The organism is Kitasatospora sp. MY 5-36 (genome assembly GCF_001182915.1).
Lineage (GTDB): Bacteria > Actinomycetota > Actinomycetes > Streptomycetales > Streptomycetaceae > Kitasatospora.
This window is the reverse complement of sequence record NZ_LFVW01000016.1, coordinates 1-24,237: the sequence shown is the minus strand read 5'-3', so window position 1 is coordinate 24,237 and position 24,237 is coordinate 1. Positions and strand designations below refer to the sequence as shown.

General features: G+C 71.4%; 23 protein-coding genes. 10 read left to right on the top strand and 13 right to left on the bottom strand.

The genetic code is table 11. From position 1 onward, the window contains the following. Positions 1 to 17 precede the first annotated feature (17 nt). Positions 18 to 1,232: an IS110 family transposase gene (locus tag AE652_RS01425; protein ID WP_049649199.1), complete on the bottom strand. Its 1,215-nt coding sequence runs from the start codon at positions 1,230 to 1,232 to the stop codon at positions 18 to 20. 240 nt (positions 1,233 to 1,472) lie between these two features. Here AE652_RS01425 and AE652_RS01420 point away from each other — a divergent pair, with 240 nt between their 5' ends. Continuing rightward, a complete protein-coding gene (locus AE652_RS01420) occupies positions 1,473 to 1,658 on the top strand; it encodes a PspC domain-containing protein (protein WP_049649198.1) in 186 nt (61 codons plus the stop codon). Between the two features lie 102 nt (positions 1,659 to 1,760). Here the strand turns inward: AE652_RS01420 and AE652_RS47755 are convergent, their stop codons facing one another. The 3 genes from AE652_RS47755 to AE652_RS01405 form a co-directional block, all read right to left on the bottom strand. Beyond that, complete coding sequence (locus AE652_RS47755) at positions 1,761 to 2,147, bottom strand: hypothetical protein (protein ID WP_049649197.1); 387 nt, start codon at positions 2,145 to 2,147, stop codon at positions 1,761 to 1,763. A gap of 230 nt (positions 2,148 to 2,377) precedes the next feature. Further along, positions 2,378 to 3,535: an adenosine deaminase gene (locus tag AE652_RS01410; protein WP_049649196.1), complete on the bottom strand. Its 1,158-nt coding sequence runs from the start codon at positions 3,533 to 3,535 to the stop codon at positions 2,378 to 2,380. Between the two features lie 155 nt (positions 3,536 to 3,690). Further along, a complete protein-coding gene (locus AE652_RS01405; RefSeq protein WP_082345153.1) occupies positions 3,691 to 4,659 on the bottom strand; it encodes a LysR family transcriptional regulator in 969 nt (322 codons plus the stop codon). A gap of 92 nt (positions 4,660 to 4,751) precedes the next feature. Between AE652_RS01405 and AE652_RS01400 the strand changes: the two genes are divergently transcribed. Both AE652_RS01400 and AE652_RS01395 read left to right on the top strand, forming a co-directional pair. Beyond that, positions 4,752 to 6,032, top strand: a complete 1,281-nt coding sequence (locus tag AE652_RS01400) for an MFS transporter (protein WP_049649195.1) — start codon at positions 4,752 to 4,754, stop codon at positions 6,030 to 6,032. Positions 6,033 to 6,058: 26 nt separating this feature from the next. After that, positions 6,059 to 6,613 carry a Uma2 family endonuclease gene (locus tag AE652_RS01395; RefSeq protein WP_063780018.1) on the top strand — a complete coding sequence of 185 codons (555 nt, stop codon included), beginning with the start codon at positions 6,059 to 6,061 and terminating at the stop codon, positions 6,611 to 6,613. A gap of 177 nt (positions 6,614 to 6,790) precedes the next feature. Here AE652_RS01395 and AE652_RS01390 read toward each other — a convergent pair whose 3' ends face one another. From AE652_RS01390 to AE652_RS01355, 8 genes are all read right to left on the bottom strand, one after another. Continuing rightward, positions 6,791 to 8,068, bottom strand: a complete 1,278-nt coding sequence (locus AE652_RS01390) for a thymidine phosphorylase (RefSeq protein WP_049649193.1) — start codon at positions 8,066 to 8,068, stop codon at positions 6,791 to 6,793. 96 nt (positions 8,069 to 8,164) lie between these two features. After that, on the bottom strand, positions 8,165 to 8,575 hold the full coding sequence (locus tag AE652_RS47750) for a cytidine deaminase (protein WP_049649192.1): 411 nt from the start codon (positions 8,573 to 8,575) through the stop codon (positions 8,165 to 8,167). Beyond that, positions 8,572 to 9,864: an ABC transporter permease gene (locus AE652_RS47745; protein WP_049649191.1), complete on the bottom strand. Its 1,293-nt coding sequence runs from the start codon at positions 9,862 to 9,864 to the stop codon at positions 8,572 to 8,574. Before AE652_RS47745 ends, AE652_RS47750 begins: the two co-directional genes overlap by 4 nt. After that, positions 9,861 to 11,018 (bottom strand): ABC transporter permease, encoded by a 1,158-nt coding sequence (locus AE652_RS01375; RefSeq protein ID WP_049649190.1) that lies wholly within the window; start codon positions 11,016 to 11,018, stop codon positions 9,861 to 9,863. The genes AE652_RS47745 and AE652_RS01375 overlap by 4 nt, the downstream gene beginning before the upstream one ends. Positions 11,019 to 11,021: 3 nt before the next feature. Beyond that, positions 11,022 to 12,548, bottom strand: a complete 1,527-nt coding sequence (locus tag AE652_RS01370) for an ABC transporter ATP-binding protein (RefSeq protein WP_107086329.1) — start codon at positions 12,546 to 12,548, stop codon at positions 11,022 to 11,024. A 350-nt stretch (positions 12,549 to 12,898) separates the two neighbouring features. Next, the gene (locus AE652_RS01365; RefSeq protein WP_049649188.1) at positions 12,899 to 13,963 is read right to left on the bottom strand and encodes a BMP family protein; all 1,065 of its coding nucleotides are present in this window, start codon (positions 13,961 to 13,963) and stop codon (positions 12,899 to 12,901) included. A gap of 276 nt (positions 13,964 to 14,239) precedes the next feature. Next, positions 14,240 to 15,493 (bottom strand): amidohydrolase, encoded by a 1,254-nt coding sequence (locus AE652_RS01360; protein WP_082345152.1) that lies wholly within the window; start codon positions 15,491 to 15,493, stop codon positions 14,240 to 14,242. A gap of 213 nt (positions 15,494 to 15,706) precedes the next feature. Then, on the bottom strand, positions 15,707 to 17,296 hold the full coding sequence (locus AE652_RS01355) for a methylmalonyl-CoA mutase (RefSeq protein ID WP_049649187.1): 1,590 nt from the start codon (positions 17,294 to 17,296) through the stop codon (positions 15,707 to 15,709). Positions 17,297 to 17,431: 135 nt separating this feature from the next. On the opposite strand from AE652_RS01355, the gene AE652_RS01350 reads away from it, so the two are divergent. From AE652_RS01350 to AE652_RS01325, 6 genes are all read left to right on the top strand, one after another. After that, positions 17,432 to 18,187 (top strand): SDR family oxidoreductase, encoded by a 756-nt coding sequence (locus AE652_RS01350; protein WP_049649186.1) that lies wholly within the window; start codon positions 17,432 to 17,434, stop codon positions 18,185 to 18,187. 328 nt (positions 18,188 to 18,515) lie between these two features. Beyond that, a complete protein-coding gene (locus AE652_RS01345; protein WP_369808249.1) occupies positions 18,516 to 18,953 on the top strand; it encodes a 2-oxo-4-hydroxy-4-carboxy-5-ureidoimidazoline decarboxylase in 438 nt (145 codons plus the stop codon). A gap of 327 nt (positions 18,954 to 19,280) precedes the next feature. Further along, positions 19,281 to 19,661 (top strand): succinate dehydrogenase, cytochrome b556 subunit, encoded by a 381-nt coding sequence (sdhC, locus tag AE652_RS01340; protein WP_082345151.1) that lies wholly within the window; start codon positions 19,281 to 19,283, stop codon positions 19,659 to 19,661. Between the two features lie 8 nt (positions 19,662 to 19,669). Continuing rightward, positions 19,670 to 20,161 (top strand): succinate dehydrogenase, hydrophobic membrane anchor protein, encoded by a 492-nt coding sequence (gene sdhD, locus AE652_RS01335; RefSeq protein WP_049649183.1) that lies wholly within the window; start codon positions 19,670 to 19,672, stop codon positions 20,159 to 20,161. Between the two features lie 51 nt (positions 20,162 to 20,212). Further along, positions 20,213 to 21,955: a succinate dehydrogenase flavoprotein subunit gene (gene sdhA, locus AE652_RS01330; protein WP_049649182.1), complete on the top strand. Its 1,743-nt coding sequence runs from the start codon at positions 20,213 to 20,215 to the stop codon at positions 21,953 to 21,955. Beyond that, on the top strand, positions 21,955 to 22,728 hold the full coding sequence (locus tag AE652_RS01325; RefSeq protein ID WP_049649181.1) for a succinate dehydrogenase iron-sulfur subunit: 774 nt from the start codon (positions 21,955 to 21,957) through the stop codon (positions 22,726 to 22,728). Before sdhA ends, AE652_RS01325 begins: the two co-directional genes overlap by 1 nt. A gap of 74 nt (positions 22,729 to 22,802) precedes the next feature. Here AE652_RS01325 and AE652_RS01320 read toward each other — a convergent pair whose 3' ends face one another. Then, the gene (locus AE652_RS01320) at positions 22,803 to 23,060 is read right to left on the bottom strand and encodes an SCO4848 family membrane protein (RefSeq protein WP_049649180.1); all 258 of its coding nucleotides are present in this window, start codon (positions 23,058 to 23,060) and stop codon (positions 22,803 to 22,805) included. Between the two features lie 136 nt (positions 23,061 to 23,196). On the opposite strand from AE652_RS01320, the gene AE652_RS01315 reads away from it, so the two are divergent. Continuing rightward, positions 23,197 to 24,237, top strand: a 1,041-nt coding sequence (locus AE652_RS01315; protein ID WP_369808248.1) for a D-alanyl-D-alanine carboxypeptidase family protein, incomplete at its 3' end; no start/stop codon positions are given.

Genomic DNA, 24,237 nt, shown 5'->3' with positions numbered 1-24,237 from the left:
GACGCCTCGTGACTGCCTTACTGCGCTGGGGCGGCGTTCTTGGGCGCAACTGCATCGAAGGTGCGGCTGTCGCGTATGAGGGCCCAGAGCACGTTGAGACGGCGCCTGGCGAGGGCCAGGACGGCCTGCTTGTGGGACTTGCCCTCGTCGCGCTTGCGCCGGTAGAACGCCTTCGAGACGGGGCAGTGGACAGCGGCGACCTGGGCGGAGAGGTAGAACATCCTCAGGAGTCTTCGGCTGTAGCGGCGGGGCCGGCGGAGGTTGCCGCTGACCTTGCCGGAGTCGCGGGGCACGGGGGCGAGGCCGGCGACCCCGGCGAGGCGGTCGGGACTGCCGAAGGCGGCCATGTCGCCGCCGGTGGCGGCGATGAACTCGGCGCCGAGCATGTCGCCGATGCCGGGCATGCTGGTGATCACCTCGGCGTGGGGGTGCTCGCGAAACCGGCCCTCGAGCAGGGCTTCGAGCTCGGCGATCTCCTGGTCCAGGGACATCACCTCCCTGGCCAGGGTGTGGACCATCCTGGCGGCGGTCTTCTCCCCGGGAACGGCGGTGAACTGGGCCTCGGCGGCCGTGACCGCGGCTTCGGCCGTGCTCTTCGCCGTGGGTGCGGTGCGCACGCCATGACTCTTCAGCCAGGCCGCCAGTCGTGCCCGACCGATGCGCCGGAGTGCGGCCGGCGTCCGGTAGCCCGTCAGCAGCACGAGGGCGCTCTTGGAGACGCTGTAGTCGAAGGCCCGTTCCAGGGCCGGGAAGTACTCCAGCATCTGGGCGCGCAGCCGGTTGATGGCACGGGTGCGGTCGGCGGACAGGTCCATGCGGCGGGCGGTGAGTATCTTCAGATCGACTGCGATCTCGCCGGCCTGGTCCAGCGGTTGCAGGTCGCGGCGCATGCGGGCGGTGTCGGCGATGACGAAGGCGTCCTTGGCGTCCGTCTTCCCGTTGCCCCGGTAGGCGGCCGAGGCGTGGTGCACGGTTCGGCCGGGGATGTAGAGCAGCTTCTGCGAGTGGTTGACCAGGAGCGCGATCCACAGCGCGGCGCCGCCCGCGTTCAGGTCCACCGCCCACGTCACCGGGTTGCCGTCGGCCAGCTCCAGGACGTCGCTGAGCAGTTCCAGCAGTTCGGCCTCGTTGTTCGGCACCCGGCGGGAGAGCACCGTCTTCCCGTCCGTGTCGATCGCCGTGCAGTGGTGCTCGGCCTTGCCCGCATCCGTCCCGGCCCACAGTTCGGGCATCCAATCCTCCTCGCTCGACGTGCCTGTTCACAGTCCCAGCAGACGACCTCGCCGACATGTCCATACGAGCGATCTTGTTCCGCGCATCCCAATCAGCGGCCGAGTCGTCGCGGGATGCCGGGCGGCCAATCTCCCTCAGCCACGGACGCGGCAATGACATGACAGCCACACCCGGCATCCCTGGGTGCCCTGATCTTACGAATGACCAGAACGATCCCACGAAGAAAGGTATGGAGAATCATGAGTGCGCGCCTCGCCCGTCCTCGCCGCAACCGCGTCCTCGCCGGTGTCTGCGCCGGGATCGCCGAACGCTTCGGCCTGACCCCGTGGACCGTCCGCGTGATCTTCCTGCTCTCCTGCCTGCTGCCCGGCCCCCAGTTCCTGCTCTACCTGGCCCTCTGGGTGCTGCTCCCCCAGGAGCCGTAAGCCCGGCGGCCCGGGGGCGACCGGGCCTCACCGCACGGCGACGGGCCGCCCGCCCCGGGGTCTCCGGGGTGGGCGGCCCGTCGCCGTGCCGTGGGCCGTGGCTCAGCCGGTCAGGCCGGGGATGGCCGGGAGGGTGCTGGTCAGCCCGCCGATCGGGGTCTTGTCCAGACCGGGGATGGTCGGGAGCGCGGCGCGCTGCTGGGCGGCGCGCTGCTCGGTGACGCCGGCCAGCGGGGTGTCCCCGGCGGGGACGGCCTTGCCGACGCTCGGGGCGAGGGTGCCCAGCGTCTCGGTCACCTTGCCGGCGGCGGGCAGCTTGGCGGCGGTGTCGGTGACCGCACCGGTCACCGCCGGGTTCGTCAACGCGCCGGTGGGCAGCCCGAGGCCGCCGGCCGCCTGGCCGTCGGCCGCGGAGGCGGCACCGGCGCCGACCGCCACGATGGCGATGCCGAGCGCCGCGGTACCGGCGGCCTTGAGAGCCTGCTTCATGGTTGGTCCCCTTTGGGTCCTCGTCGGTCGCCGACTTCGCGCACGGGACCGGCGGACGGGCGACCGCCGCCGCGACGTTTCGGCATGACTGGCACACCGTAGTGAGCAGGTCACGCGGGAGCCAAAGGGCGTTCACTCACCCGAGTGAGTAGTCGGATGAACACCAACCCCCTTGCAGGAGCCTGGAGTTCATCCGACCGGCGCGCGCCGGGGCGCCGCGCCCCGGAGGCTCAGTTGCCGCCGGTGCCCGCGCTGAACAGCCACTCCGCCTTCAGCTCGGCGTAGCCCGGCTTGATCACGTCGCTGATCATCGCCAGCCGCTCGTCGAAGGGCAGGAACGCGGACTTCATCGCGTTCACCGTGAACCACTCCAGGTCGCCCAGGGTGTAGCCGAAGGCGTCCACCACGTGGCCGAACTCCCGGCTCATGCTGGTGCCGCTCATCAGCCGGTTGTCGGTGTTCACGGTGACCCGGAACTTCAGCCGGCTGAGCAGCCCGATCGGGTGCTCGGCGTACGAGGCGGCGGCGCCGGTCTGGATGTTGGAGGTCGGGCACATCTCCAGCGGGATGCGCTTGTCGCGCACGTACGCGGCCAGCCGGCCGAGCTCGACCGTGCCGTCCTCGCCCACCGTGATGTCGTCGACGATCCGCACGCCGTGGCCGAGCCGGTCGGCGCCGCAGCACTGCAGGGCCTCCCAGATCGACGGCAGGCCGAAGGCCTCGCCCGCGTGGATGGTGAAGTGGTTGTTCTCGCCCTTGAGGTAGTCGAAGGCGGCCTGGTGGCGGGTGGGCGGGTAGCCGGCCTCGGCACCGGCGATGTCGAAGCCGACGACGCCCGAGTCCCGGTGGCGGTTGGCCAGTTCGGCGATCTCCTGCGAGCGGGCGGCGTGCCGCATCGCGGTGATCAGGGTGCCGACGCGGATCCGGTGGCCGGCCGCGCGGGCGTTGGCCTCGCCGAGGCGGAAGCCCTCCTGGACGGCCTCGACGACCTCGTCCAGGCTCAGTCCGGCCTCCAGGTGCTGCTCGGGGGCGTAGCGGACCTCGGCGTACACGACGCCGTCGGCGGCCAGGTCCTCGGCGCAGTCCGCGGCGACCTTGATCAGCGCCTCACGGGTCTGCATCACGGCGCAGGTGTGCGCGAAGGTCTCCAGGTAGCGGACCAGCGAGCCGGAGTCGGCGGCCTCGCGGAACCACTCGCCGAGCTCCTTGGGGTCGGTGGTGGGCAGGCCCTGGTAGCCGCAGGCGGCGGCCAGCTCGACCACGGTCTCCGGGCGCAGCCCGCCGTCCAGGTGGTCGTGCAGGAGGACCTTCGGCGCGCGGCGGATCTGGTCGGGAGTGGGGATGCGCGGGCCGGTGCCCGCGGTGGTGACGGGGATCTGCTGTTCCATTGCGGAAATATAGCCCCTACGCGCGTAGACCGACCACCGCGAACACCGCCGGATGGTCCAAACTCCACCCGGAATTCCACCGACCGGTCCATACGATCCACCAAAGCGTCAACCCGCCGCCGCGACGGGCCCGGTCGCGCCGCACGACGGCGTTCTCAGTCGTGCTGCAACAGCCGCCCGCGCCGGGACAGCACGAAGTCCCGGAACGCCCGCGCCGGCGGGGCCAACGGCCGCCCCGCCGCCCAGGCCAACCCGATCGCCCGCCGGGTCCGCGGCGCCGTCACCTCCAGCTCCACCACCCCCGGCCGCGGCACCAGGGCCGGCGGCAGCAGCGCCACCCCCAGCCCGGCCGCCACCAGCCCGCGCAGCGTCTCCGCCTCCTCCCCCTCGAACGCCAGCCGGGGGACGAACCCGGCCTCCGCGCAGAAGCCGTCCGTGATCGCGCGCAGCCCGTACCCCTGCTCCAGCCCGACGAACGGCTCCTCGGCCACCTCCGCCAGCCGGATCCGCCTCCGCCCGGCCAGCCGGTGGTCCGCCGGGACGACCAGGTGCAGCCGCTGCTCGTCCAGCGGCCGGGCGGCGAACGCCGGGTCCTCCGGCAGCGGCGCGACCAGGCAGAGGTCCAACTCCCCGGCCCGCAGCCGCTCCAGCATCGCCGCGCCGTAGTCCTGCACCAGCTGGAACCGCACCCGCGGGTGCTCCGCTCGGAAGCCGCGCAGCAGCGCCGGCACCGCGTCCGGGCCCATCGTGTGCAGGAACCCGAAGGCCACCAGGCCCACCGCCGGATCCGCCTCCGCCCGGGCCGCCTCCGCACCCCGCTCCAGCTCGGCCAGCGCCCGCTCCACCGAGGCCAGCAGCAGCCGGCCCGCCCTGGTCAGCCGGACCGTACGGCCCTGGCGGGCCAGCAGGTCCACCCCCAGCTCCTCCTCCAGCCCGGCCACCGCGCGCGACAGCGTCGGCTGCGGCACCCCGAGCAGCGCGGCCGCCTGGGTCACGTGCTCCAGCCGGGCCACCGCCGCGAACCGGGCCAGCCGGGGCGCCAGCAGCACGGCCGGCTCCTCCGGCCCCAACTCGGCCACCCGGTACCGCTGTTCCCCGCCGTCCACCGATTCCGGACCGGACATCCCCGCACCACCTCGACTCATACGCCAGTGCATCGATCATCCACACTTCATGCATTGGACGCATCAACGCCGACAGGCCTACGGTCGACGACATGCAGCCCGCCGATACCGGGGCATCCGTGACCACCCCGGATGCCCCCGCCACCGCCACCCTCACCGCCGACGACCGCCACCGCCCCGGCCAGCGCGCCTTCCGCCGCGCCAACCTCGCCCTGTTCGCCGCCGGGGTCGCGACCTTCGTCCTGCTCTACTCCACCCAGGGCCTGCTGCCGATCCTCTCGGCCGACCTCGACCTCACCCCCGGCCAGGCCAGCTGGACGGCCTCCGCCGCCACCCTCGGCCTCGCCCTCGGGCTGCTCCCGGCCAGCGCGCTCTCCGACCGGTACGGCCGCACCGCGGTGATGACGGCCTCCACCCTCGCCGCCTCCGCGTTCGCCCTCGCCCTGCCCTTCGCGCCCGACCTCACCACCCTCGTCGTCCTGCGCGTCCTCCAGGGCGCCGTCCTCGCCGGGCTCCCCGCCACCGCCATGGCCTACCTCGCCGAGGAGGTCCACCCCAGCGCCCTGCCCTCCGCGATGGGCCTGTACGTGGCCGGCAACAGCATCGGCGGCATGGGCGGCCGACTGCTCTCCGGCTGGACCGCCGCCGGACTCGGCTGGCGCTGGGGCCTCGCCGCCTCCGCCGTCCTCGCCCTGCTCGCCACCCTCGCCTTCCGGCTGCTGATCCCCGCCGCCCGGCACTTCACCCCGGCCCCGGTGGACGCCCGCGCGCTCACCCGCACCGTCGGACGGCACCTGCGCAACCCGCTGCTGCTACGGCTGTACCTGCTCGGCATGCTGTTCATGGCGGTGTTCGGCGCGGTCTACAACACCGTCGGCTACCGGCTGATCGCCGCACCCTTCCACCTGCCGGAGTCGATCGCCGCCTCGATCTTCGTGGTCTACCTGGTCGGCACCGGCACCTCCGCCGCGGCCGGCCGGCTCGCCGGCCGCCTCGGCCGGCGCGGCGCCCTCTACGTCTCCATCGGCGTGACCGCGGCCGGCCTGCTGCTCTCCCTCGCCGAATCCCTCACCTGCGCCCTGCTCGGCCTGGTCCTGATCACCGCCGGCTTCTTCGCCGGCCACGCCACCGCCTCCTCCTCCGTCGGCCGCACCGCCACCGAGGGCCGCGCCCAGGCCTCCGCCCTCTACCTGATCGCCTACTACCTCGGCAACAGCCTCGGCGGCACCCTCGGCGCCGACGCCTACCACGCCACCGGCTGGCCCGGCGCCGCCACCGTCGGCCTCACCGCCATGGCCCTCGCCGCCGCCGTCACCCTCTACGCCACCCGCCAGGCCCACACCACCGCCCGGCGAACGGTCGCGGACGCTTGACGGCGGCCGCCGATACACTCCGGAATATGAGCATCGATCCTGCTGTGTACGCCCGGTTGCTCGAGATCGCGGATCAGCTGCCGAAGGTGCCGGGGATAGGGAAGATCGAGATCGCCGACGGCCAGATCGTCATGATGATGTCGCCCGTGAAGCGCCACGAGCTCGCCGTGCTGCGCCTCTCCCGGCAGCTCAACGCCCAGTTGCCGACGACCCACCCGGGTCACATCGCCTACCACGGCGCGGACCTCCAGGACGCGGGGCTCGGCCGACTGCGCAACCCGGACCTGATGGTGTTCCCCGAGGCGACCCTGGAGGGCGAGCAGCGGGCGGTCCTCCCGCACGAGGTTCTGCTCGTCGTGGAGATCGTCTCCAAGTCCAACCCGGAGAACGACTACCACGACAAGGTGCGCGACTACTCGGCCATGGGGATCCCGTTCTACCTGCTCGTCGATCCCCGCACGGGCACGGGCGTCGTGCACTCGGAACCCGGCTACGAGTCCCGGGAGAAGTTCGCCTTCGGCGACACGATCGCCGTCGGCCCCTGGACGCTCGACACCGGCAGTCTGCTCACGTACGCCTGACGCACAGGAGCCCGCACCCGGGTGGCGGGTGCGGGCTCCTCGTCACCCGGCTCGCAGACCTTCCGGGCCCACAGCGCCCGGGTGACCTCGGCAGTCCCCCGCATACGCCTCTTGAAGCGGTCGACTCCCGTGTGCGGCAGCGTAGAGCACGCTGCCGCACACGCGGTGGCCGTATGACTACGCGATGCGGTCGAGGACGATCGGGTTCGGGGTGAAGGCGGTGCCCGCCGGGGCGACCTCGATGCCGCCGGCCAGGGCCTCGACGGCGTAGTCGAAGCGCTCGGGGGTGTCGGTGTGCAGGGTCAGCAGGGGCTGGCCGGCCACCACGGTGTCGCCGGGCTTGGCGTGCATCTCGATGCCGGCGCCGGCCTGCACCGGGTCCTCCTTGCGGGCGCGGCCGGCGCCCAGGCGCCAGGCGCTGACGCCGATCGCGTAGGCGTCCAGCGTGGTGAGCACGCCGGAGGCGGGGGCCGGGATGACGTGCTGCTCGCGGGCGACCGGGAGTGGGGCGTCGACGTCGCCGCCCTGGGCGGCGATCATGCGGCGCCAGTGGTCCATCGCGGTGCCGTCGCGCAGCGCGTCCGCCGGGTCCTTGCCGTGGACGCCGGCCGCGGCGAGCATCTCGCGGGCGAGCGCGAGGGTGAGCTCGACGACGTCGGCCGGGCCGCCGCCCGCGAGCACCTCGACGGACTCGCGGACCTCCAGCGCGTTGCCCGCGGTGAGGCCGAGCGGGGTGGACATGTCGGTGAGCAGGGCGACGGTGTTGACCCCGGCGGTGGTGCCCAGGCCGACCATGGTGCGGGCGAGTTCGCGGGCGTCGTCCAGGTTCTTCATGAACGCCCCGGAGCCGACCTTGACGTCCAGGACGAGCGCGCCGGTGCCCTCGGCGATCTTCTTCGACATGATCGAGGAGGCGATCAGCGGGATGGCCTCGACGGTGCCGGTGACGTCGCGCAGCGCGTACAGCTTCTTGTCGGCGGGCGCGAGGCCGTCGCCGGCCGCGCAGATCACCGCGCCGACGGAGCCCAGCACGTCCATCATCTCCTCATTGGAGAGCAGGGCGCGCCAGCCGGGGATGGACTCCAGCTTGTCCAGGGTGCCGCCGGTGTGGCCGAGGCCGCGGCCGGAGAGCTGCGGGACGGCGGCGCCGCAGGCGGCGACCAGCGGGGCGAGCGGCAGGGTGATCTTGTCGCCGACGCCGCCGGTGGAGTGCTTGTCGCTGGTGGGCAGCGGCAGCGAGGAGAAGTCCATCCGGACGCCGGAGCGGATCATGGCGTCGGTCCAGCGGCTGATCTCGTGCGGCTTCATGCCGTTCAGCAGGATCGCCATCGCCAGTGCGGACATCTGCTCGTCGGCGACCTCGCCGCGGGTGTAGGCGTCGATGACCCAGTCGATCTGAGCGTCGCTCAGTTCTCCGCGATCGCGCTTGGTCCTGATGACGGAGATGGCGTCCATGCGTGCTCCAAGAGGGGTTTCAAAAGCGAAGAGCGTCGCGAGATGACCGGGTTCCGGCCCACTCGCGACACTCTACGCGCGTAACAGAAAGGGAGGCTAGAGCCGTTCCGGCCCGAACGCGTCGGGCAGGACCTCGCTCATCGGCTTGATGCCCGAGGCCAGTTCGATCAGCAGCCCCGGCCCGCCGTGCTCGTAGAGCAGCTGGCGGCAGCGCCCGCACGGCATCAGCAGTTCGCCGGCGCCGTCCACACAGGTGAAGGCGACCAGCCGGCCGCCGCCGGAGGAGTGCAGCGCGGACACCAGCCCGCACTCGGCGCACAGCCCCAGCCCGTACGAGGCGTTCTCGACGTTGCAGCCCGTGACCACCCGGCCGTCGTCCACCAGCGCGGCCGCGCCGACCGGGAACCTGCTGTACGGCGCGTACGCGCGGCCCATGGCCTCGCGCGCCGCCGAACGCAGCAGCTCCCAGTCGATCGCGGGCGGCGCCGCGGGCCCGTCGGCGGTCACTTGCCCTGGCCCTTGCGGTAGATCTGGCCGTCCGCCTTCGGCATCCGCAGCCGTTGCGCGGCCAGCGAGAGCACCACCAGGGTGATCAGGTACGGCGTGGCGACGATCAGCGGGCGCTGCACCTCGTCGGTGAACGAGTACCAGGCGATCAGACCGGCCGCCACCACGAAGGAGGCCACCGTCGCGGTGTACTTGCGGCGGTACAGGTGCCAGAGCGCGAGCAGCACCATCGCGATGCCCACGATCAGGATCATCACGTGCACCGACTCCGGGTCGCGCAGCTGGAGGCTGTCGGTGAAGCCGAACAGGCCGGCGCCCATGGCGAGGCCGCCCGGCATCCAGTTGCCGAAGATCATCGCGGCGAGGCCGATGAAGCCGCGGCCGAGGGTCTGGCCGTCCTTGTAGAAGTGCGCCGCGACCAGCGAGAGGTACGCCCCGCCGAGGCCCGCGAAGGCACCGGAGGCGATGACCGCGAGGTACTTGTACTTGTAGACGTTGACGCCCAGCGACTCGGCGGCGGTCGGGTTCTCGCCGCAGGAGCGCAGCCGCAGGCCGAACACCGTGCGCCAGAGCGCGAAGTAGCTGACCACGATCAGCGCGCCGGCCACCAGCACGACCACCGAGATGTTGGTGACCAGGCCGCCGAGCACGCCCGCGACGTCCGAGACCAGGAACCAGTGGTGGTTCTCGATGCTCTTCAGCCCGGAGGACAGGCCCGGGACGGTGATGTACGGCAGCGGGTCCGCCGGCGGGGACTGGTTCTGGCCGGCACCGGCCGAGACGTAGTCCTTGTAGTAGATCCGGTTGACGTACGCGCAGATGCCGGGGATCAGCAGGTTGATGCCGACGCCGGAGACGATGTGGTCGACGCCGAAGGTGACGGTGACGACCGCGTGCAGCAGGCCGCCGAGCGCCCCGCCCAGCATGCCGGCCAGCAGGCCGACCCACGGGTTGACCAGGTAGCCCGCCCAGGCACCGCAGAAGGTGCCGGCGACCATCATGCCTTCGAGACCGATGTTGACCACGCCGGCCCGCTCGGACCAGAGACCGCCCAGACCGGCCATGCCGATCGGCACGGCCGCGCCGAGCGCGGCGGTGATCTGCCCGGAGGAGGTCAGCGAGTGGTTGCCGGTGGCCATGCCCACGGCGGAGAACAGCACCAGGGCGCCCGCGATCAGCAGCAGGACGACCGGCCAGGACAGCTTGCGCTTCTTCGCGGGTCCGCCCGACGGCTCTCCGAGCGGAAAAACGATCCGCTTCCAGTAATCGACCGTGAAGTTCTGGCTCATGCCGCAACCTCCTTGTTGCTGGTCGCGGCGGCCTGGGCGGCGAGCTGGGCGCCGACCTTCTGCTGCTGGCGCTTCAGGCCGTAGCGGCGCACCAGCTCGTACGCGACGACGACGCAGATGACGATGGTGCCCTTCATGACGTCGACGATCTCGAAGGGGAAGCCGCCCTGGAGCGGCAGCACCGAGCCGGTGACGTCCAGGAAGGCGAACAGCAGCGCCGCGAAGGCGATGCCGATCGGGCTGTTCCGGCCGAGCAGGGCGATCGAGATGCCCAGGAAGCCCAGGCCGGGCTGGAAGCTCTGGCCGAAGTAGTGCGAGTTCTGCAGGAGCTCCGGCAGGCCGATCAGACCGGCGATGGCGCCGGAGACGACCATCGAGATGACCACCATGCGCTTGACGTTCACGCCGGAGGCGGTCGCGGCGGACTCCGAGCGGCCGGTGGCGCGCAGGTCGAAGCCGAAGCGGGTGCGGGTCAGCACGAACTGGAAGACCACGCCGACCAGGGCGGCGACGAAGATGAAGCCCCAGAGCGTCCCGCCGGCCGTCTCCATCGCGAAGAAGTGGCTGGACTGCGAGATCGGCTCGGTCTGGATCGAGTTGGGGGTGCCGCTGGTCTTCGGCGCGAAGATGCCGGGGACGAGCAGCAGACCGATGATCGCGGTCGCGATCGAGTTCAGCATGATGGTCGAGATGACCTCGCTGACGCCGCGGTAGACCTTCAGCAGACCGGCGACGCTCGCGTACAGGCCGCCGACCAGCATGGCGGTGACCAGCAGCAGCGGGATCTGGATGAAGGCCGGCAGGTCCACCTTGGCGCCGACGAAGGCCGCGAACAGCGCCGCGACCTTGTACTGGCCCTCGACGCCGATGTTGAACAGGTTCATCCGGAACCCGAACGCGGCGGCCGCGGCGGCCAGGTAGTAGGTGGTGGACCGGTTGAGGATGCCCACCTGGCCGTCCGACTTGCTGGCGTACGTGAGCATCACGTTCCAGGCGTCGAACGGGTTCTTGCCCGAGGTCGCCAGCAGGACGGAACAGATCGCCACGGAGAGCAGGACCGCGAGCACCGGCGCCGCCAGCGCGAGCACGATCCGCTCACCGCTGAACCGCTGGGCCAGGCCGGGCTTCGCGGCTGCGGGATTGGGACTGGTCATGGGTTACTCCCCCGCCTGCGGGTCGTCGGCGGTGGCGGTGGGCTGGTGCCCGGCCTCGGCCCCGGTGCCCTCGGCCGCGACGGCCTGCGCCTCGGCGACGGCCTCCGGCTCGGACTCCAGGTGGCCGCTGGCGGCACCGGTCATCGCGGTACCGAGGTCCTCGGCGGTGACGGTGGCCGGGTCGGCGTCGGCGACCAGGCGGCCGCGGTAGATGACCCGGATGGTGTCGGACAGGCCGATCAGCTCGTCCAGGTCCGCGGAGATCAGCAGGACGGCCAGGCCGGCCCGCTGGGCGACCCGGATGTGCTCCCAGATCTGCGCCTGCGCGCCGACGTCCACGCCACGGGTGGGGTGGGCGGCGATCAGGAGCTTGGGCTGGTGGCTCATCTCGCGGCCGATGATCAGCTTCTGCTGGTTGCCGCCGGAGAGCGAGGCCGCGGTGACCTCGATGCCGGGGGTGCGGACGTCGTACTCCTCGACGATCCGCCAGGTGTCCGTCCGGGCGGCGGCCGGGTCCAGCAGCAGGCCCTTGGAGTTGGGCGCCTCGGTGACGTGGCCGAGGATGCGGTTCTCCCAGAGCGGGGCCTCCAGCAGCAGGCCGTGCTTGTGGCGGTCCTCGGGGATGTAGCCGATGCCGGCCTCGCGGCGGGCCCGGGTCAGGGTGCCGGAGAGGTCCTTGCCGTCCAGGGTGACGGTGCCGGCGTTCAGCGGCAGCATGCCCATGACGGCCTCGACCAGCTCGGCCTGGCCGTTGCCCTCGACACCGGCGATGCCGAGGATCTCGCCCTTGCGGATGCGCAGCGAGATGTCGTCCAGGACGACGCGCTCGATGCCCTCGGCGTCGGTCTTGGCGATCCGCAGGCCCTCGACGTCGAGCATCACGGTGTCGGTGACGGTCGACTCGCGGCTCTCCGGGGAGGGCAGTTCGGCGCCGACCATCAGCTCGGCGAGCTGGCGGGCGGTGACGGCCTTCGGGTCGGCGTCGCCGACCGTCGTGCCGCGCCGGATGACGCTGATCGCGTCGGCCACCGCGAGCACCTCGTGCAGCTTGTGCGAGATGAAGATGACGGTGACGCCCTCGGACTTGAGGTCCCGCAGGTTGTCGAACAGCGCGTCGACCTCCTGCGGGACGAGCACGGCCGTGGGCTCGTCCAGGATCAGGATCTTGGCGCCGCGGTACAGCACCTTGAGGATCTCGACGCGCTGGCGGTCGGCGACGCCGAGGTCCTCGACCAGGGCGTCCGGGCGCACGCCCAGGCCGTACTGGTCGGAGATCTCCTTGATCTTCGCCTTCGCCTTGGCGCCGATGCCGTGGAGCTTCTCGCCGCCGAGGACGACGTTCTCCCACACCGTGAGGTTGTCGGCGAGCATGAAGTGCTGGTGCACCATGCCGATGCCGCGGGAGATGGCGTCGCCGGGGGTGTGGAACTCGCACAGCTCGCCGTTGATCGCGATGGTGCCCTCGTCCGGCTTCTGCATGCCGTAGAGGATCTTCATCAGCGTCGACTTGCCGGCGCCGTTCTCACCCATCAGGGCGTGCACGGTGCCGGTGCGGACGGTCAGGTTGATGTCGTGGTTGGCCACGACACCCGGGAAGCGCTTGGTGATGCCGCGCAGCTCGACGGCCGGTGTCGCCGTCCCCGCGCTGGGGGTGCCGTCCTCGCGCGGGGGGACGGGGTCCGATGCGGTGATGGCGATCTCCTGGTGGTCTGGAGGCGCGTCGTTGCGCTGGGAGGGCCAAGGGGGAACATGGGGAGACGGAACAGGGCCCGGGGGTACGCGTTGAGCGCACCCTGCCGGGCCCCTCCCGTGAACTGTGTCGTGTTGCGTCGCGCTGCCGGGCAGGCGGCAGGCGCTGCGGCGTCCGGGACGCGCGGGCCTTACTGGCCGGCCGGCGCGGTCGGGATCGTGGTGGCGCCGGACTTGATCGCGTCCTCGGCGGCCTTCAGCTTGTCCTGGATGTCGTCGATCTTGTTGCCGGTCTTGGCGAGCGAGACGCCGTCGGCCTTCAGGTCGAACAGCTTGATGCCGGTCGGGGTCTGGCCCTGCTTGACCGACTGGACGTACGAGAACACCGCGGTGTCGACGTTCTTGACCATCGAGGTCAGGATGCTGTTCTTGTACTTCGCCAGGGCCGGCTGGCTGGCCTGGTCGGAGTCGACACCGATGGCCCAGGCGCCCTGCTTGTTGGCGACGGCCTCGATGGCGCCGTTGCCGGAGGAGCCGGCGGCGGTGTAGATGACGTCCGCGCCCTTGTCGAGCTGGCCCTGGGCGGACTCCTTGCCCTTGTCGGGCGAGGCGAAGCCGGTGAAGTCCGGCGGGGTGCTCAGGTAGGTGGTCTCGACCGTGATGTTCGGGTCGACGGACTTCACACCCGCCTTGTAGCCGGCCTCGAACTTCTTGATCAGCTCGGACTGCACACCGCCGATGAAGCCGACGTGCTTGGCCTTCGACTTGTTCGCGGCGGCGACACCGGCCAGGTACGAACCCTCCTGCTCGGCGAAGAGCAGCGAGGTGACGTTGGCCGGCTGGTCCTTGTCGTTCGAGTCGATGATCGCGAACTTCACGTTCGGGTTGTCCTTGGCGACCTTGTTGACGGCCGGCTGGTAGACGAAGCCGACCGCGACGATCGTCTTGTAGCCCGCGTCGATCAGGTTCTTGAGACGGGTCTCCTTGTCGGCCTCGGCCTCGCCCTGCTTGGCCTCGGCCTCGGTCACGGAGACGCCCAGCTCGGACTTGGCCTTGTCGAGGCCACGGGCGGCGGAGTCGTTGAACGACTGGTCGCCGCGGCCGCCGATGTCGTAGGCCATGCCGACCTTGAGCGAACCGTCGCCCGAGCCGGCGGAGGAGGAGTTGTCGGTGCTCTTTGCGCCGCAAGCGGCGAGCGAGGCCATGCCCAGGGAACCCGAGAGCACAACCGCGGCGAGCTTCATTGAACGGCGCAAGGGGATATCTCCTTCTACACGCAACCGTTTGGCGTGGTCGGTCGCCACCGTAACGCGCGTAGAACACGGTTGTGTTACGGGGTGCCAGAGCGTTCGGGTTGTTATCAAACCGTGGTCTGATGTTCTTCCTGAGGCTCTATCCCATGCGCGGACGGTGATCCGAGGTCGGTGCGGCCCAGTTTACGGAACCGTTCCGGACCCCCCGGATCCGACCGTTCCGCTTCACCCGCGCCGCCCCCGGAGCCGTCACCCCGCTCCGCCGCGCCCGGCCCGCCGTCAGCTGCCGTCCGCCTCCAGGGCCAGCGCCGAGAACAGCTCCACCCCGATGCCGATCGCCCGCTCGTCCACGTCGAACCGGCCCTGGTGGAGGTCCCGGACGGTGGCGTCGCCGGGCGCCCGGACACCGAGCCGGGCCAGCGCGCCCGGGGCGTGCTCCAGGTACCAGGAGAAGTCCTCGCCGCCCAGGCTCTGCTCGGTTCCCTCGACCACCTGGGCCCCGTCCGCGCCGAAGCGGGCGTTCATCGCCTCGTCCAACCGCGCGACCGAGACCGCCTCGTTGACCACCGGCGGCACCCCGCGGTGGTAGTCCAGCGTCCACTTGGCCCGGTAGGTCTCGGACACCTTGGCGATCAGCTCGTGCAGCAGGTCCGGCGCCTCGCGCCAGCCGTCCAGCTCCAGGCAGCGGACGGTGCCCTCCAGTTCGGCGTGCTGCGGGATGACGTTGGGCGCGGAGCCGGAGGCGATCCGCCCCCAGACCAGGCTGACGCCCCAGCGCGGGTCCATCCGGCGGGCCAGCGCGCCCGGGAGGTCGGCGGCCATCCTGGCGACCGCGGTGACCAGATCGGTGGTCAGGTGCGGACGGGCGGTGTGCCCGCCGGGGCCGTCCAGGTGGAGCACCAGGCGGTCGCAGGCCGAGGTGATCGCCCCGACCCGCAGGGCGATCCGGCCGACCTCCACCTTGGGGTCGCAGTGCACCGCGAAGATCCGCCCGACGCCCGCCATCCCGCCGGCCTTGATCACGTCCAGCGCGCCGCCCGGCATGACCTCCTCGGCGGGCTGGAACACCAGCCGGACGGGCCGGCGCAGCTCGCCGGCGCGGACGGCCTCCGCCAGCACCAGGCCGGTGCCGAGCACCACCGAGGTGTGCACGTCGTGGCCGCAGGCGTGGGCCCGGCCGGGGACGGTGGAGCGGTACGGCACATCGGTCTTGGCGTCGTCGATCGGCAGCGCGTCGATGTCGGCGCGGAAGGCCAGGAACTCCGTCCCCGGCGTGGTGCCGGGCGGGACGATGTCGACGAGCATGCCGGTGCCGCCGGGCAGCACCCGGGGTTCGAGGCCGGCGGCCACCAGACGGTCGCGCAGCAGCCCGGTGGTTCGGAACTCCTGGCGGCCCAGCTCCGGGTGCCGGTGCAGATCACGACGGAAGGCGATCAGCTCGGGCTCCAGCGCCCGGACCCGGTCGCGCAGATCGGCGGCGGGGCGTACGGCGGCCAGAGTGGCGCCCGACTGAGCGGGCTCAGGACGGTTCATCTCGCCAATCGTAGGCCTGTTGGGGGGATTTGGCCCGACTTCCGGAAAACTAGTCCCCGGATGGGCGCATACCGGCCGGACACGTGGGTATGACATCTTGTTTCAGCCGCCTTCCCCGGGTTGCGTGCCCTGTGCAACGATCCCCCGGGCCGGCGGTCACGGCCGCCAACCCCCCTGACGGCACCGGCGGGTTGACGGCCGTTCAGCTGGTGGTCAGAAGCGCTCCACCGGGGCGTACGTCCCCCACACCCCGCGCAGCGCGTCGCACACCTCGCCGACGGTGGCCCGGGCGGCCAGCGCCTCCTTCATCGGGTACAGCACGTTCCCCGTTCCCTCGGCGGTGCGGCGCAGCCCGTCCAGCGCCCGGGTGACGGCGCCGGCCGAGCGCCCGGCCCGCAGCCGGGCCAGCCGCCGCGCCTGCCGCACCTCGATCGCCGGGTCCACCCGCAGCGGCTGGTACGGCTCCTCCGTGTCCGACCGGAAGCGGTTGACCCCGACCACGGTCCGCTCCCCGGAGTCGGTCTCCTGCTGGAGCCGGTAGGCGGTGCGCTCGATCTCGCCCTTCTGGTAGCCGCGTTCGATCGCGGCCACCGCGCCGCCCTGCTCCTCGATCCGGTCCATCAGCGCCCGCGCGGCGGCCTCCACCCCGTCGGTGAGCGACTCGACGGCGTAGGAGCCGGCGAACGGGTCGACGGTGGCCGTCACGTCGGTCTCGTACGCGAGCACCTGCTGGGTGCGCAGGGCGAGCCGGGCGGCCTTCTCGGTGGGCAGCGCGATCGCCTCGTCGAAGCCGTTGGTGTGCAGCGACTGGGTGCCGCCGAGCACCGCGGCGAGCGCCTGGACGGTGACCCTGGCCAGGTTGACCTCGGGCTGCTGGGCGGTGAGCTGCACCCCCGCGGTCTGGGTGTGGAAGCGCAGCATCTGCGAGCGCGGGTCCCGGGCGCCGAATCCGTCCCGCATGATTCTGGCCCAAATCCTGCGTGCGGCGCGGAACTTGGCCACTTCCTCCAACAGGGTCGTGCGGGCCACGAAGAAGAACGAGAGCCGGGGGGCGAAGTCGTCCACGGCCATCCCGGCGGCGAGCGCGGTGCGGACGTAGGCGATGCCGTTGGCCAGGGTGAAGGCGACCTCCTGCGCGGGATCGGCCCCGGCCTCGGCCATGTGGTAGCCGGAGATCGAGATGGTGTTCCAGCGCGGGACCTCGGCCCGGCAGTAGCGGAACACGTCGGCGGCCAGCCGCAGCGAGGGCTCCGGCGGGAAGATGTAGGTGCCGCGGGCGATGTACTCCTTCAGCACGTCGTTCTGGACCGTCCCGGTGAGCGCCGACGGCGCCACCCCCTGGGCCTCGCCGACCAGTTGGTAGAGGAGCAGGAGCAGCGCGGCGGGCGCGTTGACGGTCATCGAGGTGGACACCCCGCCGAGCGGGATGCCGTCGAACAGCACCGCCATGTCCTCGACGCTGTCCACGGCGACGCCCACCCGGCCGACCTCCCCGGCGGCGAGCGGCGCGTCCGAGTCGTAGCCCATCTGGGTGGGCAGGTCGAAGGCGACCGAGAGGCCGGTGCCGCCGCCCGCGATCAGCTGCCGGTAGCGGGCGTTGGACTCGGCGGCGGTGCCGAAGCCCGCGTACTGGCGCATCGTCCACGGGCGGCCGGTGTACATCGTCGGGTAGACGCCCCGGGTGTAGGGGTACTCCCCCGGCCGGCCCAGCCGGGCGTCGGCGTCCCAGCCGGCCGGCGCCCCGGGGCCGTACACCGGCTCGATCTCGAAGCCGGACTCGGCGCGGCGCGGCTCGGCTGCCATGGGGCCCTCCGGGGCTGGGGGAACGGGGTCCTCGCACTATCGGGCTCCCCGCCGTGCGGGAGGCGACCGGCCCGCCGGAGCGCCGGCGCGGTTGAGATGATCGGGTGAACGACCGACGAGCCCCAGGGAGTGGCAATGACCGAGCAGAAGGTGGCCGTGGTCACCGGTGCCAGCAGCGGAATCGGCGCGGCGACCGCCCGCCGGCTGGCCGCCGAGGGCTTCGACGTGGTGCTGACCGCCCGCCGCACCGACCGCGTCGAGGCGCTGGCCAAGGAGATCGCCGAGCGGGGCGGCTCCGCCCGGGCCGTCACCCTGGACGTCACCGACCGGGCCGCGGTGGACGCCTTCGCGGCCGCCGTCGGCCGGGTGGACGTCCTGGTGAACAACGCCGGCGGCGCGATCGGCGCCGAGACCGTCGAGCACGGCGACCCGGCCGACTGGCGGGCCATGTACGAGGTGAACGTGCTCGGCGTGCTGCAGGTGACCCAGGCCCTGCTGCCGGCCCTGCGGGCGACCGGCGACGGCACGGTCCTGGTGCTCTCCTCGACCGCCGCGCTGGCCGCGTACGAGGGCGGCGGCGGGTACGTCGCCGCCAAGCACGCCGCGCACACCATCGCCGCCACGCTGCGGCTGGAGCTGTGCGGGGAGCCGATCCGGGTGATCGAGATCGCCCCCGGCATGGTGAAGTCCGAGGGCTTCGCGGTCACCCGCTTCCGCGGCGACGAGGAGAAGGCCGCCGCGGTGTACGCGGGCGTGGCCGAACCGCTCACCTCGGAGGACATCGCGGACACCGTGGCGTGGGCGGTCACCCGGCCCTCGCACGTGAACATCGACCTGCTGGTGGTCCGCCCGAGGGCGCAGGCCGCCAACCACAAGGTCCACCGCGACTGAGCCCGGGAACCGGCGGGGAGGGCGCTGACGTGCAGGTGTCAACGTCACAACTTGATAGCTCGTCCGGATGAATTCGGCGCGCGCCCTCCCCAACTGATGACCGCTCAACTACCTTTGAGGCGCTGAACGACCGGCGCTCGCGCGCCCCTCGGCAGCCCCCATCCCACCTGCGCACCACCCCGTTCCACCGGCACCTTCCCGCCCTCACGAGGAGGACCCGCTGGCCAGCGACATCCCGTCACAGCGGCTCGACGTCAGAACAGAGCCGACCCTCCTCGGGCTGCACCGCTTCAACGAAGCCGACGCCGGCGCCGCCGAGGAGGCCCTCCTGGCCTGCTGCGGCAGCCACCGCTGGGCCCTGCGCCTGACCGCGCACCGGCCCTACCCCGACATCGAGTCCCTGCTGGCCGCCGCCAGCGAGGCCTCCTACGACCTCCGACCGGCCGACCTCACCGAGGCCCTGGCGGACGAGAGCTGGATGCCGCAGCCGCTGCTCGGCATGCGGGCTCCCGGCAGCCAGGCCGCCCACACCGCACTGCGGGCGGCGCACGCGGCGTACGAGGCCCGGTTCGGCCACGTCTTCGTGGTCTGCCTGGAAGGGGTCGCCCCGGAGGAGATGCTCGACACCGTGCTCTCCTCGATCCGCACCCGCCTCGCCAACGACCCGGACGAGGAGCGGCTGATCGCGTCCGACGAACTCCGCCGGATCGCCCTCACCCGACTGGAGCACCTGGTCGCCACCCACCCGGAGACCGCGGCGCGCTGAGCCCGCATCACGCCCCCTCTTCACCCTGCCGGGTGACAACGATCACGAAACCGCCCGGACGAGTGAACCGACCCCGCCACCGGATCCGACCGCCGCGCCCCGCGCCCACCGACGCGGGGCGCGAGCATGCCGTCACCCATCGTGATGACTCCGGGTTTGGTTCCCGCCCCACTAGGCCAGAAGTGCCTGATTGATCACACCTGGGGCCCCCGGAGGCGGTTCACGACAAGGCGTCGATAGGATGCTGGCGGCCGGTGGACCGTACCCGGCCGGGCTGACCGACACCGAAGCCGGCCGAGCCCCCAATCGCTTCCGGAGGGTTTTTCCGTGCCGGCTGGAACGCTGTACCGCGGCCGGGAAGGCATGTGGAGCTGGGTGGCTCATCGAGTCACCGGCGTCCTCATCTTCTTCTTCCTGTTCGCCCACGTCCTCGACACCGCCCTCGTGCGAGTGTCGCCGGAGTCCTACGACACCGTCATCCAGACGTACAAGACTCCGCTCGTGAACCTGATGGAGAACGGCCTGGTGGCCGCCATCCTGTTCCACGCCCTGAACGGCCTGCGCGTCGTCGCAGTGGACTTCTGGTCGAAGGGCCCGAAGTACCAGAAGCAGATGCTCTGGAGCGTCGTCGGCGTCTGGGTCGTCCTGATGGCCGGTTCCTTCTACGGGATCCTCCAGCACACGCTGATCTCCTGGTTCGGGAAGTGAGCCGAGACATGTCCACGGAATACTCCGACGCCATCGTCGTCCCCTCGAAGCAGGCGCACACCGGCAAGGGACTGGGCACCGGCAACCCGGCCGACGCGTTCGTCATCGAGCCTCCGCGCAAGCGGACCACGAAGACCCCGCGTCGCACCCGCACCAACTTCGAGATGCTGGCCTGGCTCTTCATGCGCCTGTCCGGTGTCGTTCTGGTCGTGCTGATCCTCGGCCACCTGCTGATCATGCTGGTGCTCGACGGCGGCGTCTCCAAGATCGGCTTCGCCTTCGTGGCCGGCCGCTGGGCCTCGCCGTTCTGGCAGGGCTGGGACCTCCTGATGCTCTGGCTCGCCATGCTGCACGGCGCCAACGGCATGCGTCAGGTCATCAACGACTATGCCGAGAAGGACTCGACCCGGCTCTGGCTCAAGGGGCTCATGGGTACCGCCACGGTCTTCACCGTGCTGCTCGGCACCCTGGTGATCTTCACCTTCGACCCCAACATCTGAGCCGCGAGCACCATCGACCATCGGCAGAGGCCAGAGGCGAGTTAACCCCCCATGCAGATTCACCAGTACGACACCGTCATCGTCGGCGCCGGCGGCGCCGGCATGCGCGCGGCCATCGAGTCGACGCAGCGCAGCCGCACCGCCGTCCTGACCAAGCTCTACCCGACCCGGTCCCACACCGGCGCGGCCCAGGGCGGCATGTGCGCCGCCCTGGCCAACGTCGAGGAGGACAACTGGGAGTGGCACACCTTCGACACGGTCAAGGGTGGTGACTACCTGGTCGACCAGGACGCCGCCGAGATCATGTGCAAGGAGGCCATCGACGCCGTCCTCGACCTGGAGAAGATGGGCCTTCCCTTCTCCCGCACCGAGCAGGGCCGGATCGACCAGCGCCGCTTCGGCGGCCACTCCCGCAACCACGGCGAGGCCCCGGTCCGCCGCTCGTGCTACGCGGCCGACCGCACCGGCCACATGATCCTCCAGACGCTGTTCCAGAACTGCGTCAAGCACGGCGTCGAGTTCTTCAACGAGTACTACGTCCTCGACCTGCTGATCAACGAGGGCAAGACGGCCGGCGTCGTCGCGTACGAGCTGGCCACCGGCGAGATCCACGTCTTCCAGGCCAAGTCGGTCGTGTTCGCCTCCGGCGGCACCGGCAAGTTCTTCAAGGTCTCCTCCAACGCCCACACCCTCACCGGTGACGGCCAGGCCCTGGTCTACCGCCGCGGCCTGCCGCTGGAGGACATGGAGTTCTTCCAGTTCCACCCGACGGGCATCTGGCGCATGGGCATCCTGCTCACCGAGGGCGCCCGCGGCGAGGGCGGCATCCTGCGCAACAAGGACGGCGAGCGCTTCATGGAGCGCTACGCCCCCGTCATGAAGGACCTCGCGTCCCGTGACGTCTGCTCCCGCGCGATCTACACCGAGATCCGCGAAGGCCGCGGCTGCGGTCCGGACGGCGACCACGTCTACCTGGACCTGACCCACCTGCCGCCGGAGCAGCTGGACGCCAAGCTGCCGGACATCACCGAGTTCGCGCGCACCTACCTCGGCATCGAGCCCTACACGGACCCGATCCCGATCCAGCCCACCGCGCACTACGCCATGGGCGGCATCCCGACCAACGTCGAGGGTGAGGTCCTGCGCAACAACACCGACATCGTCCCGGGCCTGTACGCGGCCGGCGAGGTCGCCTGCGTGTCCGTGCACGGCGCCAACCGCCTGGGCACCAACTCGCTGCTGGACATCAACGTGTTCGGCCGCCGCGCGGGCATCGCCGCCGCCGACTACGCCAACGCGAACGGCTTCGTCGAGCTGCCCGAGAACCCGGCCGAGAAGGTCCAGGCCCTGGTCGACGGCCTGCGCGAGGGCACCGGCACCGAGTCCGTGGGGCAGATCCGCAAGGAGCTGCAGGAGACCATGGACACCAACGCCATGGTGTACCGCACCGGCGCCACCCTGAAGCAGGCGGTCGAGGACATCGCCGCGCTGAAGGAGCGCTACAAGAACGTCTCCATCCAGGACAAGGGCTTCCGCTACAACACGGACCTCCTGGAGGCCGTCGAGCTGGGCAACCTGCTCGACCTGGCCGAGGTGCTGGCCGTCTCCGCGCTGGCCCGCGAGGAGTCCCGCGGCGGCCACTACCGCGAGGACTTCCCGACCCGTGACGACGTGAAGTTCATGCAGCACACCATGGCGTACCAGGAGGTCGCCGCCGACGGCAGCACCTCCATCCGCCTCGACTACAAGCCGGTCGTCACGACCCGCTACCAGCCGATGGAGCGTAAGTACTGATGAGCACTCCGACCGTGGAGAAGCACTCGGCCGCTCTGGACGCGGTCGAAGCCGGTGCCGTCCAGCCGATCACCGTCACCGTCCGGATCCGCCGGTTCAACCCGGAGGAGCACCCGGACCCGGTGTGGGTCGACTACCAGCTGACGATGGACCCGAAGGAGCGCATCCTCGACGCGCTCAACAAGATCAAGTGGGAGCAGGACGGCACCCTCACCTACCGCCGTTCCTGCGCCCACGGCATCTGCGGCTCCGACGCCATGCGGATCAACGGCCGCAACCGGCTGGCGTGCAAGACCCTGATCAAGGACGTCAACCCGGAGAAGCCGATCACGATCGAGGCCATCAAGGGCCTCACGGTCCTCAAGGACCTGGTCGTGGACATGGACCCGTTCTTCCAGGCGTACAAGGACGTCATGCCGTTCCTCATCACCAAGGGGAACGAGCCGACCCGCGAGCGCCTGCAGTCCGCCGAGGACCGCGAGCGCTTCGACGACACCACCAAGTGCATCCTGTGCGCCGCGTGCACGTCGTCCTGCCCGGTGTTCTGGAACGACGGCCAGTACTTCGGCCCGGCCGCCATCGTCAACGCGCACCGCTTCATCTTCGACTCGCGCGACGAGGGTGCCGAGCAGCGCCTGGAGATCCTCAACGACCGTGAGGGCGTGTGGCGCTGCCGCACCACCTTCAACTGCTCGGAGGCCTGCCCGCGCGGCATCGAGGTCACCAAGGCGATCCAGGAAGTGAAGCGGGCCCTGGTGACCCGCCGCTTCTGATCCCACCCGCCACACCGGAGGCCCCCGCCCGATCCTCGGATCGGGCGGGGGCCTCCGCGTTGCCGTCCTCCGGGTCAGTCGGTGGCCGGGGTGCGGCGGGTGGCGCGCAGGCCGCGCAGGCCGATGGCGCCGACCGCGATGCCGAGGGCGAAGGAGGTGACGGCGAGGAGGAGGTGGACCCAGAAGAAGGCGGTGGGCTGGGAGTGGTCGCCGTTGGTGAAGGCCTGGCCGCCGGAGTCCTTCCAGAGGTTCTTCACGAAGGTCGTCCAGATGATGATCGACCAGACCCCGAAGGCGGTCAGGAACCAGGAGGTGCGACGGCTGAGCTTCATGGGGGTCCTCGGCTTGTGAAGGCGGTGTGCGTCCCCAGTATGCGCGGGCCGCCGATCGGCGTACGGCGGGCCCCTCCTGCGGAGGACGGGCTCCGGGGGGAGGGCAGCGGGAGCCCCGAGTGGGTACGGTCAGCTGGTGCCCACACCCCGACTCACGTTCGCGCGCCTGTGCGCCGCGGTCACCGCGGCCCTCCCGGTCCTGCTCGCCGCCCCGGCGGGCGCGACCCCGCAGCAGCCGCCCCCGTCGGCCGCGGTCGGCGGCGAGCGGCTCGGGCTCCCCGGGGTCCAGGTCGCCCCGATGGCGGGTGCCCCGCCGCTGCCCTCCGACCTCACCGGCCAGTCCTGGATAGTCTCCGACGCGGCGTCGGGCGACGTGCTGGCGGCCAGCAACCCGCACCTGCGGCTGCCCCCGGCGAGCACCCTGAAGATCCTCTTCGCGGACACCGTGCTGCCCAAGTTCGACCGCAACGCGGTGCACCGGGTGGCCGACGAGGAGATCCAGGGGATCGGCCCCGGCAGCAGCCTGGTCGGCATCAAGGAGAACCTGGACTACCGGGTCGAGGACCTGTGGCGCGGGGTGTTCCTGAGCTCCGGCAACGACGCGGTGCACGTTCTGTCGCACATGAACGGCGGCGTCCAGCAGACCGTCACCGAGATGCAGGCGCGCGCCGACGCGCTCCAGGCCCGGGACACCAGGGTGATCTCCCCGGACGGCTACGACATGGACGGCCAGGTCTCCTCGGCCTACGACCTGTCGCTGTTCGCCCGGGCCGGCCTGCGCAACGCGGACTTCCGGACGTACTGCGCCACCCGGGACGCGATGTTCCCGGGCGCCGTCGACCGGAACACCGGCCAGCGCGGCAGTTTCGGGATCGCCAACACCGACCGGCTGCTGGGCAAGTACCCCGGCCTGATCGGGGTGAAGAACGGCACCACCACCAACGCCGGCTCGACCTTCGTCGGCGCCGCCGAGCGCGACGGCCGCACCCTGCTGGTGACGGTGATGCACCCGGCCAGCTACCAGCGGGTGTACGACGAGACGGCCGCCCTGCTGGACTGGGGCTTCGCCGCGGCGGGCAAGGTCCAGCCGGTCGGCAGGCTGGTCGACGAGCTCCCGCCCGCCGGCGCCGAGCCGACCGGCCAGGCCGGCGGCGCCGAGGGCACGCCCGCACCGCCG